This window comes from Klebsiella sp. ZJOU C1 (genome assembly GCF_035620215.1).
Lineage (GTDB): Bacteria > Pseudomonadota > Gammaproteobacteria > Enterobacterales > Enterobacteriaceae > Klebsiella > Klebsiella variicola.
The window spans coordinates 1375679-1391603 of the sequence record NZ_CP141644.1; the positions used below are offsets into that span (position 1 = coordinate 1375679).

Here is a 15925-nt window from a genome sequence, read left to right on the forward strand (position 1 = left end):
AAAGGTGAGGAGTGTCCTTTCCGCACGGGAAAGGACAAGTGCGGCATAGACGATTAGCGGCGAACCGGCGCGTCGCCAGCGACATAATACGCCGCGGTGCTGCGCGGCAGCGGCTGGCGGCCGCGAATGGCGTCGGCCATCTTCTCGCCGATCATAATGGTGGTGGCGTTGAGGTTGCCGGTGATGATCTGCGGCATAATCGAGGCATCGACCACCCGCACGCCTTCCAGACCGTGGACGCGGCCCTCGCCATCGACCACCGCCATCTCGTCGTAACCCATCTTACAGGTCCCGCACGGGTGGAACGCGGTCTCGGCGTGGTTGCGCACAAACTCATCCAGTTCGGCATCGCTCTGGCATTCTGTTCCCGGACTGATTTCGCGGCCGCGATACTTATCCAGCGCCGGCTGGTTCATGATTTCGCGGGTAATGCGGATGGCGTCGCGGAACTCCTGCCAGTCCTGTTCATGGGACATATAGTTAAACAGGATCGCCGGATGGGCGTGCGGATCGCGCGACTTCAGGCGCACGTGGCCGCGGCTGGGCGAACGCATTGAACCGACGTGGCACTGGAAGCCGTGCTCTTTCACCGCGTTGGAGCCATTGTAGTTAATCGCCACCGGCAGGAAGTGGTACTGAATGTTCGGCCAGGCGAACTCTGCGCGGCTGCGGATAAAACCGCCTGCTTCGAACTGGTTGCTGGCGCCGATGCCGGTGCCGCCGAACAGCCACTCGGCGCCGATCTTCGGCTGGTTCCACCACTGTAGCGCCGGGTAGAGCGACACCGGCTCTTTGCATTCATATTGCAGATACATCTCCAGATGGTCCTGCAGGTTCTCACCCACGCCGGGGAGATCGTGCACCACCGGGATATCGAACTGCCTGAGCAGCTCCGGGTTACCCACGCCGGAGCGCTGCAGGATCTGCGGCGAGGCAATCGCCCCGGCGCACAGCAGCACCTCTTTGTTGGCCGTCGCTTTTGACGGGATCGTGCTTTCTCCCTCCAGCCACTCGACGCCCACCGCGCGCTTGCCGGCAAAAATAATGTGATCGGTCAGCGCATGGGTGCGGATGGTCAGGTTCGGGCGCCCTCGCGCCTGGTCGAGATAGCCGCGGGCGGTACTGGCGCGACGGCCCTGCGGCGTCACGGTGCGGTCCATCGGGCCAAAGCCTTCCTGCTGGTAGCCGTTGAGATCGTCGGTACGCGGATAGCCCGCCTGCACCCCGGCTTCAACCATCGCCTCGAAGAGCGGATTATTGCCCGGCTTCGGTGTCGTCACGCTCACCGGGCCATCGCCGCCGTGATAGTCGTTAGGCCCGATATCGCGGGTTTCCGCTTTCCGGTAGTAGGGCAGGCAGTTGAGATAGCTCCAGTGCTCCAGACCCGGCTCTTTGGCCCAGTTGTCCAGATCCATCGCGTTGCCGCGAATGTAGCACATGCCGTTGATCAGCGACGAGCCGCCCAGTCCTTTGCCGCGTCCGCACTCCATGCGGCGATGGTTCATGTACGGCTCAGGTTCGGTTTCGTAGGCCCAGTTGTAGCGTTTGCCCTGCAGCGGGTAAGCCAGCGCGGCGGGCATCTGGGTGCGGAAGTCGAACCGGTAGTCCGGGCCGCCGGCTTCCAGCAGCAGGACGGTGGTGTTTGGATCTTCAGTCAGTCGTGTTGCCAGAACGTTGCCGGCGGAGCCGGCGCCAATAATGATGTAGTCAAATTGCAAAAAAACCTCCCGGTTAAAATATGGACTGGAATTTACCCATCTCAACCTGGATGGACTTCACCTGGGTGTAACTCTGCAGCGTCATGACGCCATTCTCGCGGCCAATGCCGGAGTGCTTATAGCCGCCAACCGGCATCTCCGCCGGGGATTCACCCCAGCTGTTGATCCAGCAGATGCCGGCTTCCAGCTGGTGGATAAGACGGTGGGCACGGTTGAGGTTGGGCGTCACCACGCCGGCGGCGAGGCCGTATTCGGTGGCGTTGGCGCGGCGAATGACCTCCGCTTCGTCGGTATAGCTGAGGATCGACATCACCGGGCCGAAGATCTCTTCGCGCACGATAGTCATCTCGTCGCTACAGTCGGTAAACACCGTCGGGGCGACCCACGCGCCGTTATCGAAACCGTCGCCTTTCAGCGCCTCGCCGCCGCACAGCAGGCGCGCGCCTTCGCGTTTGCCGCTCTCGATATAGCGCAGAACGTTGTCGCGATGGGGGAAGCTGACCAGCGGGCCGAAGTTGGTGTCATCGGCAAACAGATCGCCGGGGCGGATGCGGCCCACGCGTTCGAGGATCTTGTGCTCGAATTCCGCCTTCTGTTTCGCCGGGACAAACACCCGGGTGCCGTTGGTGCACACCTGACCGGAGCTGTAGAAGTTGGCCATCATGGCGATATCGGCGGCGAGGTCGAGGTCGGCATCGTCTGCGATAATCAGCGGCGATTTACCGCCCAGCTCCATGGTGACCTCTTTCAGCGACGATGCCGCGGAGTTGGCCATCACTTTTTTGCCGCTGGCGACGCCGCCGGTGAAGGAGATTTTGGCGATACCCGGATGTTCAGTCAGATACTGGCCGGTCTCCGCACCGATCCCTGGCAGGACGTTAAACACCCCGTCCGGCAGGCCCGCTTCGCTGTAAATTTCCGCCAGCTTGAGGGCGGTGAGCGGGGTGACCTCGCTCGGTTTGAAAATCATCGCATTGCCAGCGGCCAGCGCTGGCGCCGATTTCCACAGGGCGATCTGGATCGGGTAGTTCCACGCGCCGATCCCGGCTACCACCCCCAGCGGTTCGCGACGGGTATAGACGAAGGAACTGTCGCGCAGCGGGATCTGGCTGCCTTCCAGCGCCGGGATCAAGCCAGCGTAATACTCCAGCACGTCGGCGCCGGTGACGATATCGACGGCGGCGGTTTCGCTGAGGGGTTTACCGGTATCCAGCGTCTCCAGCCGCGCCAGCTCATCGTTGCGCTGGCGCAGAAGGTCGACGGCGCGACGCAGGATGCGCGAGCGTTCCATGGCGGTCATCGCCGCCCAGATTTTTTGCCCACGCTGCGCGCTCTCGACGGCGCGGTCGACATCCTCGCGTCCGGCAGCCTGAACGGTCGCCAGCACCTCGCCAGTGGCAGGGTTGATGGTCTCGAAGGTGCGACCGCTGGTGGCCGATGTATAACCACCATTAATATAAAGCTGCTGTTCTGCCATTCGGGACATAACGCCTCCTCGGTTATGGGTTCGGTAAATGCTGACGAATAAAGTGGCTGGTCAGCGACTGCGCCAGCGTCTTATCCAGCGGTTTGCCGCTGAGCGCCGCCCGCAGCCACAGGCCGTCTATCAGCGCCGCCAGCCCGTAGCCGGCCTCCTGCGCCTGCTCGCGCGGCAGCTCGCGGCGGAATTCGTACACCAGGTTCGACAGCAGCCGACGGCTGCTGACCTGCTGTAACCGATAAAGCATCGGCTGGTGCATGCTGCTGGCCCAGAAGGCCAGCCAGGCCTTCATCGCCGCGCTGCTGATCTGCGTCTCATCAAAGTTGCCGCCGACAATCGCCTGCAGGCGCTGGCTGGCGCTGCCGTCCGGCAGGGCGTGCAGACGGTTGAGCACCGCGTCGCGCAGCTGGCTGGTGATGTCGCGCATGGTCGCCTCCAGCAGACCATTTTTATCTTTGAAATAGTGACTGATGATCCCCGTCGATACGCCCGCCCGTCGGGCGATCTGCGCGATGGTCGCGTCATGCATTCCGACTTCATTTATTGCGTCCAGCGTGGCGTCGATCAGTTGCCTGCGCCGGATTGGCTGCATCCCCAGTTTGGGCATTTTTGCCACTCCATTCATCAGCGTTGGTTAACTATTAAAGCGGTTTTTGATTGGACGTTCAATATAAAATGTGTCTTAATTGTTACGTTATTGAATTTTAATAGTTACAAAAACAGTGGGGATACTGGATGACAGATCTTTCGCAAAACAGAGAAAAGGACAAAATCAATCCGGTGGTTTTTTATACCTCGGCCGGACTGATTTTGTTGTTTTCCCTGATGACGATCTTTTTTCGCGATTTTTCTGCCGAGTGGATTGGGCGCACCCTCAACTGGGTGTCGAAAACCTTCGGCTGGTACTATCTGCTGGCGGCGACGCTGTATATCGTCTTTGTCGTCTGCATTGCCTGCTCGCGCTTCGGCTCGGTGAAGCTCGGCCCGGAGCAGTCCAAGCCCGAGTTCAGCTTGCTGAGCTGGGCGGCGATGCTGTTTGCCGCCGGGATCGGTATCGACCTGATGTTCTTCTCGGTCGCCGAGCCGGTGACGCAATATATGCAGCCGCCGGAAGGGGCGGGGCAGACCATCGAGGCGGCGCGCCAGGCGATGGTCTGGACGCTGTTTCACTATGGCTTAACCGGTTGGTCAATGTATGCCCTGATGGGCATGGCGCTGGGATACTTTAGCTATCGTTATAATTTGCCGCTCACCATCCGCTCGGCGCTGTACCCGATTTTTGGCAAACGGATCAATGGACCCATCGGCCACAGCGTCGATATTGCGGCGGTGATCGGCACCATCTTCGGCATCGCCACCACCCTCGGTATCGGCGTCGTGCAGCTCAACTACGGTCTGAGCGTGCTGTTCGATATTCCGGACTCGCTGGCGGCGAAAGCGGCGCTGATTGCGCTGTCGGTGATCATCGCCACCATCTCGGTCACCTCCGGGGTGGACAAGGGCATCCGCGTGCTCTCCGAGCTGAACGTCGCCCTCGCGCTGGGGCTGATCCTGTTCGTGCTGTTCATGGGCGATACCTCCTTCCTGCTCAATGCGTTAGTGCTGAACGTCGGCGACTACGTCAATCGCTTTATGGGGATGACGCTGAACAGCTTCGCCTTCGACCGCCCTGTGGAGTGGATGAATAACTGGACGCTCTTTTTCTGGGCGTGGTGGGTGGCCTGGTCGCCGTTTGTGGGCCTGTTCCTGGCGCGCATTTCGCGCGGACGCACCATCCGCCAGTTTGTGATGGGCACCCTGATTATTCCGTTCACCTTTACCCTGCTGTGGCTATCGGTGTTCGGCAACAGCGCGCTGTATGAGATTATTCACGGCGACGCGGCCTTTGCCGAGGAGGCGATGCTCCACCCGGAACGCGGATTCTACAGCCTGCTGGCGCAGTACCCGGCGTTTACCTTTAGCGCGTCGGTGGCGACCATTACCGGTCTGCTGTTCTACGTCACCTCCGCCGACTCCGGCGCGCTGGTGCTGGGGAACTTCACCTCGAAGCTGAAGGACATCAACAGCGACGCCCCGAACTGGCTGCGCATCTTCTGGTCGGTGGCCATCGGTCTGTTGACCCTCGGGATGCTGATGACCAACGGCATCTCGGCGCTGCAGAACACCACGGTGATCATGGGTCTGCCGTTCAGCTTTGTGATTTTCTTCGTGATGGCCGGACTGTATAAATCCCTGAAAGTGGAAGATTACCGCCGGGTCAGCGCCAGTCGCGACACCGCCCCGCGTCCGATGGGCCTCCAGGATCGTCTGAGCTGGAAGAAGCGCCTGTCGCGGCTGATGAATTACCCGGGCACGCGCTATACCAAACAGATGATGGAGACGGTGTGCTACCCGGCGATGGAAGAGGTAGCCCAGGAGCTGCGGCTGCGCGGCGCCGCAGTGGAACTGAAGAGCCTGCCGCCGGAAGAGGGCGAGAACCTGGGCCACCTCGATCTGCTGGTGCACATGGGCGACGAGCAGAACTTTATCTACAAGATCTGGCCGCAGCAGTACTCGGTCCCGGGCTTTACCTATCGGGCGCGCAGCGGGAAATCCACCTATTACCGGCTGGAGACCTTCCTGCTGGAGGGCAGTCAGGGTAACGACCTGATGGACTACAGCAAAGAGCAGGTGATCACCGATATTCTCGACCAGTACGAACGGCACCTGAACTTTATCCATCTGCATCGGGAAGCGCCGGGGAACAGCGTGATGTTCCCGGATGGCTAATCAGGGAAGCCCCCGTCGGGAAAAGGCTGACGGGGGCGACGGGCGGTTACGGGTAGTTAAAGGCGTCCGGATGGTTGTCGAGGCTACCGCTGAGGGCGGCAAACAGCACGGTTTTGCCATCGATGGACAGGGCATCGCTGACGTTAAGCCAGGTCAGCTTCTCCTGGTCGGTTTTTTCATCGACCACCGAGTAAACGCCGGACATCTGTTGGCTTTTCTCCGACCAGATCACCGCGATACGTTCATGGCCGCAGTCGTGGGGTTTGCAGGCGCTTAACACCTGCCAGGATTCGCTACCCAGTTTCACCGTCTGCGCCGGTGAACCGGTGCCGCCGGTGGTTACCCAGGCGGGCAGCTGATGGCCTTTGACCATCTGGTTAAACGACGCCCGGGTGGCGGCATCGTGGGCCAGACTGTTCAACGTGACATCGTCTTGCGCCATGACGCTGGCGGAGGCGGCTAAGGTGATGATAGCGGTAAGCGCTTTAAACATGTTTCCTCCTGGACTTATTCCGTCCTCATAACAAGCCTCTTTATAGTGAGCGTAGGGAATGATTAATGCAAACTCTGACATATTTTCTGTGAATGATTAGAAGCGGTGCGCGCATGGACGTTACGCTAAGCGATATGCCATGATGCGGATTGATTTATTTTCCAAATATATGCCCTTGTGATAAAGCAGTCAGCGAAATGGCATAGTTATTTAGGCGATATAGCATGGCGTATGTGAATCATCTACTGACGTTTATTGAGAGTAATCCGGCGCTGGCGGTGGGGTTTAATCTTATTCTGCTGCTGGTCTCCGGCATATTTGCCCATCTTTTATGCAAGTTCTTGCTGATTAAAGTGGTGCGTAAGGTCTTCTTTAGTAGCCACAAACAGGATGTGCCGCTGGAGAAGGATCGACGCATCGCCGAAAAACTGTCCAATTTCATTCCGGTTATTATCGTCTATTACGTCCTGCAGTTTATGCCGGCGATGCCGGCATCGCTGGTGACGGCGATTAATACCATCTGCGGGATCTTGTTTTTTATTTTTATGTCGGTGTTTTTCAACGAGATGCTGGATATTGTCAACAGCTCTTATCTGCGAAAGACCAAACGTAAAAATCATTCCATTAAGGGCTATATCCAGATAGGCAAAATCTTAGTTCACATCCTGGCGGCGATTATGATCCTCGCCGTGATGTCGAACAAATCGCCGATCATTATTATCTCCAGTCTGGGGGCCGTGGCGGCGGTGCTGATGATCGTGTTCCAGCATACCCTGCTGTCGCTGGTGGCGAACGTTCAGCTGTCGTCCAACGACGTGCTCCAGTTGGGTGATTGGATTGAAATGCCTGACAAGAACCTCAGCGGTGAAGTGACGGATATCGCGCTGCACACCATTACCATCCGCAACTGGGACAATACCATCTCCCGCATCCCGACGAAGAATTTCCTCACCGAGACCTATACCAACTGGCAGGCGATGTTCTCCTCCGGGGCGCGGCGGATCATGCGCAGTATCGCCATCGATCAGCACTCGGTGCGTTTTCTCGACCAGGAGATGCTCTCCTCGATGCTGACCATCCGTGGGGTGAGTGAGCCTTTGAGCACGCTGCTTGATGGCCGGGATCCCGGCGGCGTGGCCGACCGCTGGTTTATCGATAACGGGCTGACCAACCTGACCCTGTTTCGCCACTATCTGATGCACTATCTCGCCGAGCGACCGGATATTATTAAGGAGATGTACATTGTGGCGAGAACGCTGAAACCGTCGCCGTCGGGCATCCCGCTGGAGATTTACTGCTTCACCTCCTCGACGCTGTGGAAAGACTACGAAAACACCCAGTCGGCGATATTTGAGTACATTACCGCCGTGGCCGGACAGTTTTCCCTGCGACTTTATCAGTATCCCGCCGGGCACGATTTCTGGCGTCTCTCCCAGGAGCATGCCGCCCGGACAGGGTTGCCGCCGTCGGCTGAAGGCTAAGCGCTGATCTGCTGGCGCCAGAGGGCGATCTCCTCCTCCAGCCAGGCGATGAACCGGGCGACTTCCGGCCGGTTCTCCGCCTGGGGGGAGAGGGTCAGCCAGTAGTGCCAGGGGTAGGGGACGGTGACGGCGGTGAGCTGCACCAGCTCGCCGCGGGCTATCGCCCCCGCCACCAGCGAGCGCCGCTCCAGCGCCACGCCGGCCCCCAGGCGGACCGCCTCCAGCACCAGATTGGAGTCGTTCAGGCGCAGGCCCGCGGGGACGATCGGCTTTTCCAGCCCCGCCTGGCTGCACCAGGCATGCCAGGACTCCATGGAAAAAATAATATCGCTGGCGGCGATCGCCTGCGGGGTGGTCGGCAGGTCGCCGCTGCGATAGTGCGGCGCGGCCACCACCAGTTGTTCATCGGCAAACAGATGCCGGCTTTCCATCCCCTCCCAGTCGCCTTGCCCCATGCGAATGGCCAGATCGATACCCTCCTGTTGCAGGTTAACCACCGCCAGGCTGGTCAGCAGGCGCACCGCGATCTGCGGATGCCGCGCCTGAAAGCGCGCCAGCCGCGGCAGCAGCCAGTGGCAGCCAAAGGAGGGGAGCGTCGCCAGGGTCACTTCCAGGGTGCGGGGTTTGATCTGCACCATGCGCGTGGCGTCGGCGATGTGCTGTAACGCCTCGCGGATTTGCAGGGCATAGAGCCGTCCTTCTTCCGTGATGCGCACCCCGCGGCCGTGGCGGATAAACAGTGTGACGCCGACCAGCGCTTCCAGCTGTTTGATGTGCTGGCTGACCGCCGAATGGGTCACGCTCAACTCGTGGGCGGCCTGCGTCACGCTGCCGAGGCGCGCCACCGCCTCAAAGCTGCGCAGGCTGGCGACAGGAGGAAAATCTGCCATGGTGGTTTCTCTGTCAGTGAGTCGATACGTTAACGTTACTACCGGGTTAGCGGCTTTTAAAGCCGCTGCAAACAGGCTGAAAAGGAGCCAAATGCTGCCTCAGTCGGTATAGCACAAGGGGAACTGGAGGGCTACCGCGAATCGCCAATCTGTTAGTTTGACTAACCATTGCGGTAAGTATCCCGTGATATTCGCGGCCTCGGTTTTCCAGTAAGGTAAAGCCGCAACCCCCTTTATCGCAGGCAGGAGTGACGATGAAACTCATTGGTATGATGGATTCACCTTATGTAAGACGCGTGGCGGTTTCTCTGGCGCTCTATGGCGTGGAATTCGAGAGCCTGCCGCTCTCGGTCTTTAGCGGCTTTGACGAATTTTCCCGTATTAATCCGGTGGTCAAGGCGCCGACGGTGGTGCTCGATAACGGGACGCAGCTGATGGACTCCACCCTGATCCTCCACTATTTCGAAACGACCAATCCCACCGGGCGCCGGCTGCTTCCCGCGCATCCCGAGGCGCTGGCCCGCGATCTGCACCTGCTGGGGGTGATCCTCGCCGCCAGTGAAAAAGCGGTCCAGCATGTTTATGAGCACCGTCTGCGGCCGGAAGAGAAGCAGCATCAGCCGTGGATAGCCCGGGTGACCGGCCAACTGCTCGCCGCCTGTCGGGAATGGGACGCCCGGCTGGCAGACCGCGCCGCCGCCGCGCAGCCGGATCAGGTGCTGGTCACCAGCACGGTGGTCTGGTCCTTTATCCAGTTGATGATCCCGGCGGTGGTGTCGGCAGCGGCGTTTCCTCATATCCGCGCGCTGGCGGAGAAGGGGGAGGCGCTGCCGGTATTTCAACAGTATCCGCTGGTTTAACGGCAGGGATGGAGAGGGGCGCCGCAGCGTGGCGCCCTGAAGCAGGAGAGGATTACCAGCAGACAAACCCGCCGTCGACCACCAGGTCTACGCCGGTGCAGAACGAGGCGGCGTCGCTGGCGAGGAACAGCGCCGGGCCGGCCATCTCTTCCACCTTCGCCATTCGCTGCATCGGCGTCTGGCTTTCAAACTCGCGGGTCTGGTGCACCATCTCCGGACGGGTATTCATCGGCGTGGCGGTATATCCCGGGCTGATGGAATTGACGCGGATCCCTTTGGCCACCCACTCCATCGCCAGGCTTTTCGACAGATGGATTACGCCGGCTTTGGAGCAGTTGTAATGTGCCTGGTCGAGGCCGCGGTTAACGATAATCCCCGACATCGAGGCGATATTGATAATCGACCCGCCGCCGGACTCCAGCATCAGTTCCGCTTCCGCTTTGCAGGAGTTCCATACGCCGGTGAGATTGATATCGATCACCCGCTGCCATTGCTCGCTCTCCATCTCCAGCGCCGGATTGGCGTTGGCGATCCCGGCGGCGTTGACGGCGATGTCGAGGCGGCCAAAGCGGTTTTTGGCCAGCGCGACGGCGGCGCGCAGGTCGGCAATCTGGCGGACATCGCCGGTATAAGAACAAGCCTGACCGCCGATGGATTCAATATGGCTGACCGTTTCTGCCAGCCCGCCGTCGTCGCGAAGATCAAAACAGACTACCCGCGCACCCGCGCTGGCGAGGCTGCAGGCGATGGTCTGGCCGATACCGCTGCCGGCGCCGGTGACGAAGGCGACGCGCCCCTGCAGGTTAAACAGCTGCTGTGCAAAATCTTTACCGATCATAATGTTTACTCTCTTCAATATAGTGTCGAACGTCGGGAGCCCTGTTTCCCGAATGGCGGCGCGTAGCGCCTTATCCGGGCAACCTTTCGGCGGTGTTACGTAGCCCCGGTAAGCGAAGCGCCACCGGGGGGCCGTCCCGGCGTGGTGGCGCCAATGCGGGACGCCTTATTCGGGCGATGGGGCCCGCTAACCCGCGGGGGATTACGACATAATCAAACCGCCATCGATATTGATGGTCTGCCCGGTGAGATAGCGCGCGTCGTCGGAGGCGAGGAAGGCCACCAGCCCGGCCACGTCTTCCGGTTTACCGGCGCGTTTCATCGGAATGCCCTCGACCCACTCGGCCATCAGTTCGCCCTTGCCGTAGCGCTTCTGCTCGGTGCTGAGAATTTCGCCCCACACGCGATCGTTGTAATCCCACATTTCGCTTTCAATAATGCCCGGGCAGAAGGCGTTGACGGTGATATTCCACGGCGCCAGCTCGTGAGCCAGGCTTTGGGTAATGCCGATCACGCCCATTTTGCTGGCGGCATAATGCGGCGTGTAGATAAAGCCCTGTCGCCCCTGGCCGGAAGAGGTATTGATCAGGCTGCCGTGATTCTGTTTCACCATATATTTGGCCGCCTCGCGGCAGCACAGCCACACGCCGGTGGTGTTGACCGCCAGCACTTTTTCGAAATCGGCTTTTGGCATCCGGTCGTAGTAATCGATGGTGATCACCCCGGCGTTCTGAATGGAGACGTCAATGGTGCCGAAGCGCGCGGCGGCCTGCTCATACAGCGACTGCACCTGCGCTTCATCGGTGACATCGACCTGCAGCGATAAAATATCCGCCTGATAGCGCTGACGCAGGGTTTCGGCGGTCTCGTGAACGCGCTCGGCGTTGGAGACCATCACCAGATTCGCGCCGTCGCGGGCAAAGCGCTCCGCAATACCTGCGCCGATGCCGCGGCAGGCGCCGGTGATCACCACCGTTTTGTTCTGGAAATCTCGTTGCATATTTTTTCCCTTTCGCTGAGCCGGGCACCAGGCCCGGCGGAAGATGTGAATCGTTGCCGGTTAGCTGGAGGTGGCGCCGTTGGGGGGGATGGCGGCCAGTTTCTCCTCGTGGCGGCGCATCAGGATGACCTTGCTCTGCAGCTTCTGCTGGAACTGGTCGACGACCACAGCGGTGACGATCACCACGCCTTTAATCACCATCTGCCAGAAGTCGCTAACGCCCATCATCACCATGCCGTCGGCAAGGAAGACGATGACGAAGGCGCCGATAATTGACCCGGTTACCCGGCCGCGGCCGCCGGCCAGCGCAGTGCCGCCGAGCACGGTGGCGCCGATGGCGTCCATCTCAAACATGTTGCCGGTCATCGGGTGCGCGGTTTGCAGCTGTGATGCGACGATCAGGCCGACAAACGCCGCGCACAGGCCGGAGAAGGCATAGACGAATATTTTCGCTTTCACGATCGGCACGCCGGCGAGGCGGGCGGCAGACTCATTGCCGCCGATGGCGTAGATGTAGCGGCCAAGCGGCGTTTTGGTGGTCAGCCAGTAGCCCAGCACGAGGAAGCCGATCATCAGCCAGATCGGCAGATAGACGCCGAGCAGGGTGCCGGAGCCGAGGGTGGCGAAACCGGTGTTGCCCAGCGCTTCCATGCCGTTGAGATTCGGGTAGGTGCCCCCGTCGTTAAACAGCAGCGCGGAGCCGCGGGCGACGTACATCATGCCTAAGGTGCAGATAAACGGCGCCACGCCGAAGCGGGTGATCACCGCGCCGTTGACCAGACCGACCAGCACGCCGAAGATCGCCACGCAGAGGATCACCTCCGGGACATTAAAGAAGAGGATATCGCCGTTCCACAGCGGCAGGCCGTTGGTCAGCAGCGCGCCCGCCACCATGCCGCAGATCCCCGCCACCGCGCCGACGGACAAATCAATGCCGCCGGTGAGAATGACCAGCGTCATGCCGATGGCCAGCAGGCCGGTGATCGCCACGTGCTGGGTCATGATCAGCAGGTTAGAGGCGGTCAGGAAGTTGGGTACCATCACGCTGAAGAACGCGATCACCAGCAGGAGGGCGATAAAGGTGCGGGCCTTCAGCAGGTACATATAAATCATATATTTCTGGTTCATGATGGATTCCAGCCTGATTAATCTTGAGGTGTTGAAGCCGCGATTAACTGTTCGCGGGTCACCGCGTGACGCGGTAGATCGGCGGTAATGCGGCCATCGGCCATCACCAGGATGCGGTCGGCAAGGGCCATCACCTCATCCAGCTCCGAAGATGAGAACATCACCGCCAGCCCCTGCTGGGCCATTTTGCCGATCAGGTGATAGACGTCGGTTTTCGCGCCGACGTCGATGCCGCGCGTCGGTTCGTCGAGGAACACCACCTGCGGCTGGGTCATCAGCGCTTTACCCAGCACCACTTTTTGTTGATTGCCGCCGCTCAGCGAGGTGATGGGCAATGTGGCGTCGCTGACCTTGATCGCCAGCTGCTGGATCATCTCTTTCACGCAGGACTCTTCTTTCTGCGGATTCAACCAGCGCCAGGCGCGGCGGAACCCCTGCAGGCTGAAATCAGAGAGCGTCATGTTGGCCTGAATCGACATCATCTGCACCACGCCTTCGCCCTGACGGTCCTCCGGCACCAGCGCCAGCCCCTTTTTCAGGCGCTGTTGAAAGCGAGATTTGCCGATGCTTTCGCCGTTAAGATGCACCTCGCCGCGCTGGCAGGGCATCAAGCCCACCAGACCTTTAAACAGCTCGGTGCGCCCGGCGCCCAGCAGGCCGTAAATACCGATCACTTCGCCTTTGCTGAGGGTGAAGGTGACGTCATTAAGTTTGTAGCCGCCGCTCGGATGCAGCGCGGTCAGCCCTTTGACGTCAAGCACTGCGTCGCCTTTCGGCGCCGGTTGATAATCAAAGTGTTTTTTCTTATCACCGACCATCTGCTCGATGATCCACGGAACGCTGGCGTCGCTGACGTGACGCTCGCTGATAAAACGACCGTCGCGGAAAATGGTGATGTTGTCGCCAATCTCCATCAGCTCTTCGAGGCGATGCGAGATATAGATGATGGTCACGCCGCGGCGTTTAAGCTGCGCGATCACTTTGAACAGCACTTTGACCTCAGACTGGCTCAGCGCCGAGGTGGGTTCGTCCATGATCAGCACGCGGGTGTCTTTCGACAGGGCGCGGGCAATCTCGACTAACTGCTGGTGGCCGATACCGAGTTCACCCAGCGGAGCATAAGGATCGACATCCAGCTCCAGCCGTTCCAGCAGCGATTTGGCCAGCGCGTACTGGTATTTTTCGTTAATGCGTCCTTTCTGAAAGAATTCATTCGCCATGAAGATGTTGTCCATCACATTCATATTGGGGAATAAATTCAGTTCCTGAAAAATAATACTGATGCCCAGTTTTTCTGCCTGATGCGTCGAATGTAATGAAACCGCTTCGCCATCGAGAATAATTTGCCCGGAAGAGGGCGTTTCCACACCGGCAAGCATTTTCATCATGGTGGATTTACCCGCACCATTTTCTCCGATCAGCACGTTGACCTTATTTCGATAGACCCGGTAATTAACATTATCCAGGGCGGTTACGCCGGGATAGACGCGCGACAGGCCGCGGGTTTCGATAATCACTTCGGACTCAACGGGCTGGGGAGCGACGAGATCGTGCGGCGCCATATTATTGTCCCCCCGCATGAATGATTTTCGCCGGGGTAATTTCCGGGAGAGTTTGCGGAATATCCCAGGCCGAGAAGACGCCGTACACCTCCACGCTATCGCCGGTTTTGACGTTGGCTGTCTGAATCATTTTCACCGCCTGACTGTTGATATTCTTGCTGTACTCGCCGAACAGCACCTGGTCATTAAAGTCCTGATAGCTGGCGCCGCTGTAGCCGTCGCGCAGCTGGGTGCCGCGCAGGGTAGGGCCAATCTGCACCGTCACCTTCCCGACGCTGGCGTCGGACAGGGTCATTTTGCCGCTGCGCGAGGCGGTATCGAGTTTGCTGACGGTGCCTGAAACCTTGACGTAGAAGATGCAGGGGTTTTCATCCTGCGCACGGTAGCCGAGGGTTTTACAGGCGCTATCAATGTCTTTTGCCGCCTTGAGCGCGCTCATCAGTTCCGCCGCCGGACGCGCTTTCGTCACCACCTGCGGTACGATGCTCTGCTGCCAGGTTTTATCCATATTCGCCATATGCGGGTTGGGCGGGGATTTCAGGTCTGCCAGCTCCTGCTGCGAGACGATGCGACAGCCCCCTAGCGCCAGTACGGCCAGCGTCAGACAGGTTTTCTTAAACATAATGCTCTCCTCTGCGCCCCCGCAGGGGCGCAACCACCCGAACTCAGGACTTAATGTTGAAATCCTGGACTTTATCGGCGTTATCCTGGGTAATCAGAATGCCGCGGAACATCACGCGCTGCTTCGCCGGCTTCTCGCCTTTTTGCAGGTAGTTATCCAGATCGGTGACGCCCTGAGCGGCGATGGCCTGCGCCTGCAGCATCACGGTTGCCTGCAGGGTGCCGGCTTTCACGGCGTCGCGCTCATCGTTGCTGCCGTCGATGCCGACGACGATCACATCGCTACGGTTGGCTGCTTTCAGCGCCGCAATCGCGCCGAGGGCTACCGGCCCGTTGCCACAGATGACGCCTTTCACGTCGGGGTGAGCCTGCAGGATGCTGTCCATGATGCGTTTGCCGTCGATCAGGGTGCCTTTGGCATCCTGTTTCGCCACGCTGACCATATCCGGATACTGGTCAATGACCTGATGGAAAGATTTAGAACGGGTGACGCAGTTATTATCGGCGAGGTTGCAGGTCAGCTCGGCGTATTTGCCTTTCTCCGCCATTTTTTCCACGAAGACGTTGGCGACCTCAGAGCCGGCCTGGAAGTTATTGTGGGTAATTTGTTCCAGCGCCACATCATCAACCGGAATTTCACGGTTAATTAAGACCACCGGAATGCCGGCTTTTTTGGCTTTTTCAATGGCGGCGACGCTGGCGGTGGAATCAGCGTTATCGAGAATAATGCCCTGCACTTTTTTACCAATCGCGGTGTCGATAAGCTCATTCTGCTTTTTGACATCTTCGCCATGGGACAGCACGGTAGTTTTATAGCCGAGCGCCTGGGCTTTTTCGCTGGCGCCTTTGGCTTCCGAGGCGTAATACGGGTTATCCAGCGAGTTGACCATGATCATAATGGTGCCTTTCTCCGCGGCGTGCGCGGCAAAGGAGAAGGCGGTCAGGGTAGCAGCGGTTAAAAGGGTTATACGTAATTTCATGACTCTGTTCCTGTATTTTTATATTCGAACAAATGAGCCCCTGAGCGGGCAGGCTTTTACGGTCTGAAATTTCCCCTGATGTATTCGGGGATAGCGATATCGTTAT

The 15925-nt window shown here is 59.3% G+C and carries 14 protein-coding genes; 3 read left to right on the forward strand and 11 right to left on the reverse strand.

Going from position 1 to position 15925, the window contains the following annotated elements; all coding sequences use genetic code 11:
* Positions 1-53: 53 nt before the first annotated feature.
* The 3 genes from betA to betI are packed head-to-tail and all read right to left on the reverse strand — an operon-like array spanning position 54 to position 3805.
* On the reverse strand, positions 54-1718 hold the full coding sequence (betA, locus tag SPE70_RS06480; RefSeq protein ID WP_023287350.1) for a choline dehydrogenase: 1665 nt from the start codon (positions 1716-1718) through the stop codon (positions 54-56).
* Between the two features lie 13 nt (positions 1719-1731).
* Positions 1732-3204, reverse strand: a complete 1473-nt coding sequence (gene betB / locus SPE70_RS06485; protein ID WP_012542501.1) for a betaine-aldehyde dehydrogenase — start codon at positions 3202-3204, stop codon at positions 1732-1734.
* 13 nt (positions 3205-3217) lie between these two features.
* Entirely contained in the window at positions 3218-3805 is a 588-nt protein-coding gene (betI, locus tag SPE70_RS06490) for a transcriptional regulator BetI (protein WP_004151671.1), read from the reverse strand.
* A gap of 128 nt (positions 3806-3933) precedes the next feature.
* Between betI and betT the strand changes: the two genes are divergently transcribed.
* Entirely contained in the window at positions 3934-5967 is a 2034-nt protein-coding gene (betT, locus tag SPE70_RS06495) for a choline BCCT transporter BetT (RefSeq protein WP_022064797.1), read from the forward strand.
* Between the two features lie 46 nt (positions 5968-6013).
* Here the strand turns inward: betT and ivy are convergent, their stop codons facing one another.
* Entirely contained in the window at positions 6014-6460 is a 447-nt protein-coding gene (gene ivy / locus SPE70_RS06500; RefSeq protein WP_064170480.1) for an Ivy family C-type lysozyme inhibitor, read from the reverse strand.
* Positions 6461-6684: 224 nt separating this feature from the next.
* On the opposite strand from ivy, the gene SPE70_RS26400 reads away from it, so the two are divergent.
* Positions 6685-7941 carry a mechanosensitive ion channel family protein gene (locus SPE70_RS26400; protein ID WP_064170479.1) on the forward strand — a complete coding sequence of 419 codons (1257 nt, stop codon included), beginning with the start codon at positions 6685-6687 and terminating at the stop codon, positions 7939-7941.
* Here SPE70_RS26400 and SPE70_RS06515 read toward each other — a convergent pair.
* Positions 7938-8831: a LysR substrate-binding domain-containing protein gene (locus SPE70_RS06515; RefSeq protein WP_023297196.1), complete on the reverse strand. Its 894-nt coding sequence runs from the start codon at positions 8829-8831 to the stop codon at positions 7938-7940. The genes SPE70_RS26400 and SPE70_RS06515 overlap by 4 nt on opposite strands.
* A 254-nt stretch (positions 8832-9085) precedes the next feature.
* Here SPE70_RS06515 and SPE70_RS06520 point away from each other — a divergent pair, with 254 nt between their 5' ends.
* Positions 9086-9691, forward strand: a complete 606-nt coding sequence (locus SPE70_RS06520) for a glutathione S-transferase (RefSeq protein ID WP_023287352.1) — start codon at positions 9086-9088, stop codon at positions 9689-9691.
* A gap of 52 nt (positions 9692-9743) precedes the next feature.
* Here SPE70_RS06520 and SPE70_RS06525 read toward each other — a convergent pair whose 3' ends face one another.
* From SPE70_RS06525 to SPE70_RS06550, 6 genes are all read right to left on the reverse strand, one after another.
* Positions 9744-10529 (reverse strand): SDR family oxidoreductase, encoded by a 786-nt coding sequence (locus SPE70_RS06525; protein ID WP_032739295.1) that lies wholly within the window; start codon positions 10527-10529, stop codon positions 9744-9746.
* 201 nt (positions 10530-10730) lie between these two features.
* On the reverse strand, positions 10731-11528 hold the full coding sequence (locus SPE70_RS06530) for an SDR family oxidoreductase (protein ID WP_004191416.1): 798 nt from the start codon (positions 11526-11528) through the stop codon (positions 10731-10733).
* Between the two features lie 60 nt (positions 11529-11588).
* Complete coding sequence (locus SPE70_RS06535; RefSeq protein WP_008805571.1) at positions 11589-12656, reverse strand: ABC transporter permease; 1068 nt, start codon at positions 12654-12656, stop codon at positions 11589-11591.
* A 17-nt stretch (positions 12657-12673) separates the two neighbouring features.
* A complete protein-coding gene (locus SPE70_RS06540) occupies positions 12674-14218 on the reverse strand; it encodes a sugar ABC transporter ATP-binding protein (RefSeq protein WP_032734935.1) in 1545 nt (514 codons plus the stop codon).
* Between the two features lies 1 nt (position 14219).
* Positions 14220-14840 carry a DUF2291 family protein gene (locus SPE70_RS06545; RefSeq protein ID WP_004176927.1) on the reverse strand — a complete coding sequence of 207 codons (621 nt, stop codon included), beginning with the start codon at positions 14838-14840 and terminating at the stop codon, positions 14220-14222.
* A gap of 43 nt (positions 14841-14883) precedes the next feature.
* On the reverse strand, positions 14884-15819 hold the full coding sequence (locus SPE70_RS06550; protein ID WP_004176926.1) for a D-ribose ABC transporter substrate-binding protein: 936 nt from the start codon (positions 15817-15819) through the stop codon (positions 14884-14886).
* Between the last annotated feature and the right edge of the window lie 106 nt (positions 15820-15925).

Coding starts and splice junctions, on each gene's coding strand:
- SPE70_RS06550 (WP_004176926.1), bottom strand. CDS start 15,819: ATGAAATTACGTATAACCCTTTTAACCGCTGCTACCCTGACCGCCTTC.
- SPE70_RS26400 (WP_064170479.1), top strand. CDS start 6,685: ATGGCGTATGTGAATCATCTACTGACGTTTATTGAGAGTAATCCGGCG.
- SPE70_RS06520 (WP_023287352.1), top strand. CDS start 9,086: ATGAAACTCATTGGTATGATGGATTCACCTTATGTAAGACGCGTGGCG.
- SPE70_RS06545 (WP_004176927.1), bottom strand. CDS start 14,840: ATGTTTAAGAAAACCTGTCTGACGCTGGCCGTACTGGCGCTAGGGGGC.
- SPE70_RS06535 (WP_008805571.1), bottom strand. CDS start 12,656: ATGAACCAGAAATATATGATTTATATGTACCTGCTGAAGGCCCGCACC.
- SPE70_RS06515 (WP_023297196.1), bottom strand. CDS start 8,831: ATGGCAGATTTTCCTCCTGTCGCCAGCCTGCGCAGCTTTGAGGCGGTG.
- betI (WP_004151671.1), bottom strand. CDS start 3,805: ATGCCCAAACTGGGGATGCAGCCAATCCGGCGCAGGCAACTGATCGAC.
- betT (WP_022064797.1), top strand. CDS start 3,934: ATGACAGATCTTTCGCAAAACAGAGAAAAGGACAAAATCAATCCGGTG.
- SPE70_RS06530 (WP_004191416.1), bottom strand. CDS start 11,528: ATGCAACGAGATTTCCAGAACAAAACGGTGGTGATCACCGGCGCCTGC.
- ivy (WP_064170480.1), bottom strand. CDS start 6,460: ATGTTTAAAGCGCTTACCGCTATCATCACCTTAGCCGCCTCCGCCAGC.
- SPE70_RS06525 (WP_032739295.1), bottom strand. CDS start 10,529: ATGATCGGTAAAGATTTTGCACAGCAGCTGTTTAACCTGCAGGGGCGC.
- SPE70_RS06540 (WP_032734935.1), bottom strand. CDS start 14,218: ATGGCGCCGCACGATCTCGTCGCTCCCCAGCCCGTTGAGTCCGAAGTG.
- betB (WP_012542501.1), bottom strand. CDS start 3,204: ATGTCCCGAATGGCAGAACAGCAGCTTTATATTAATGGTGGTTATACA.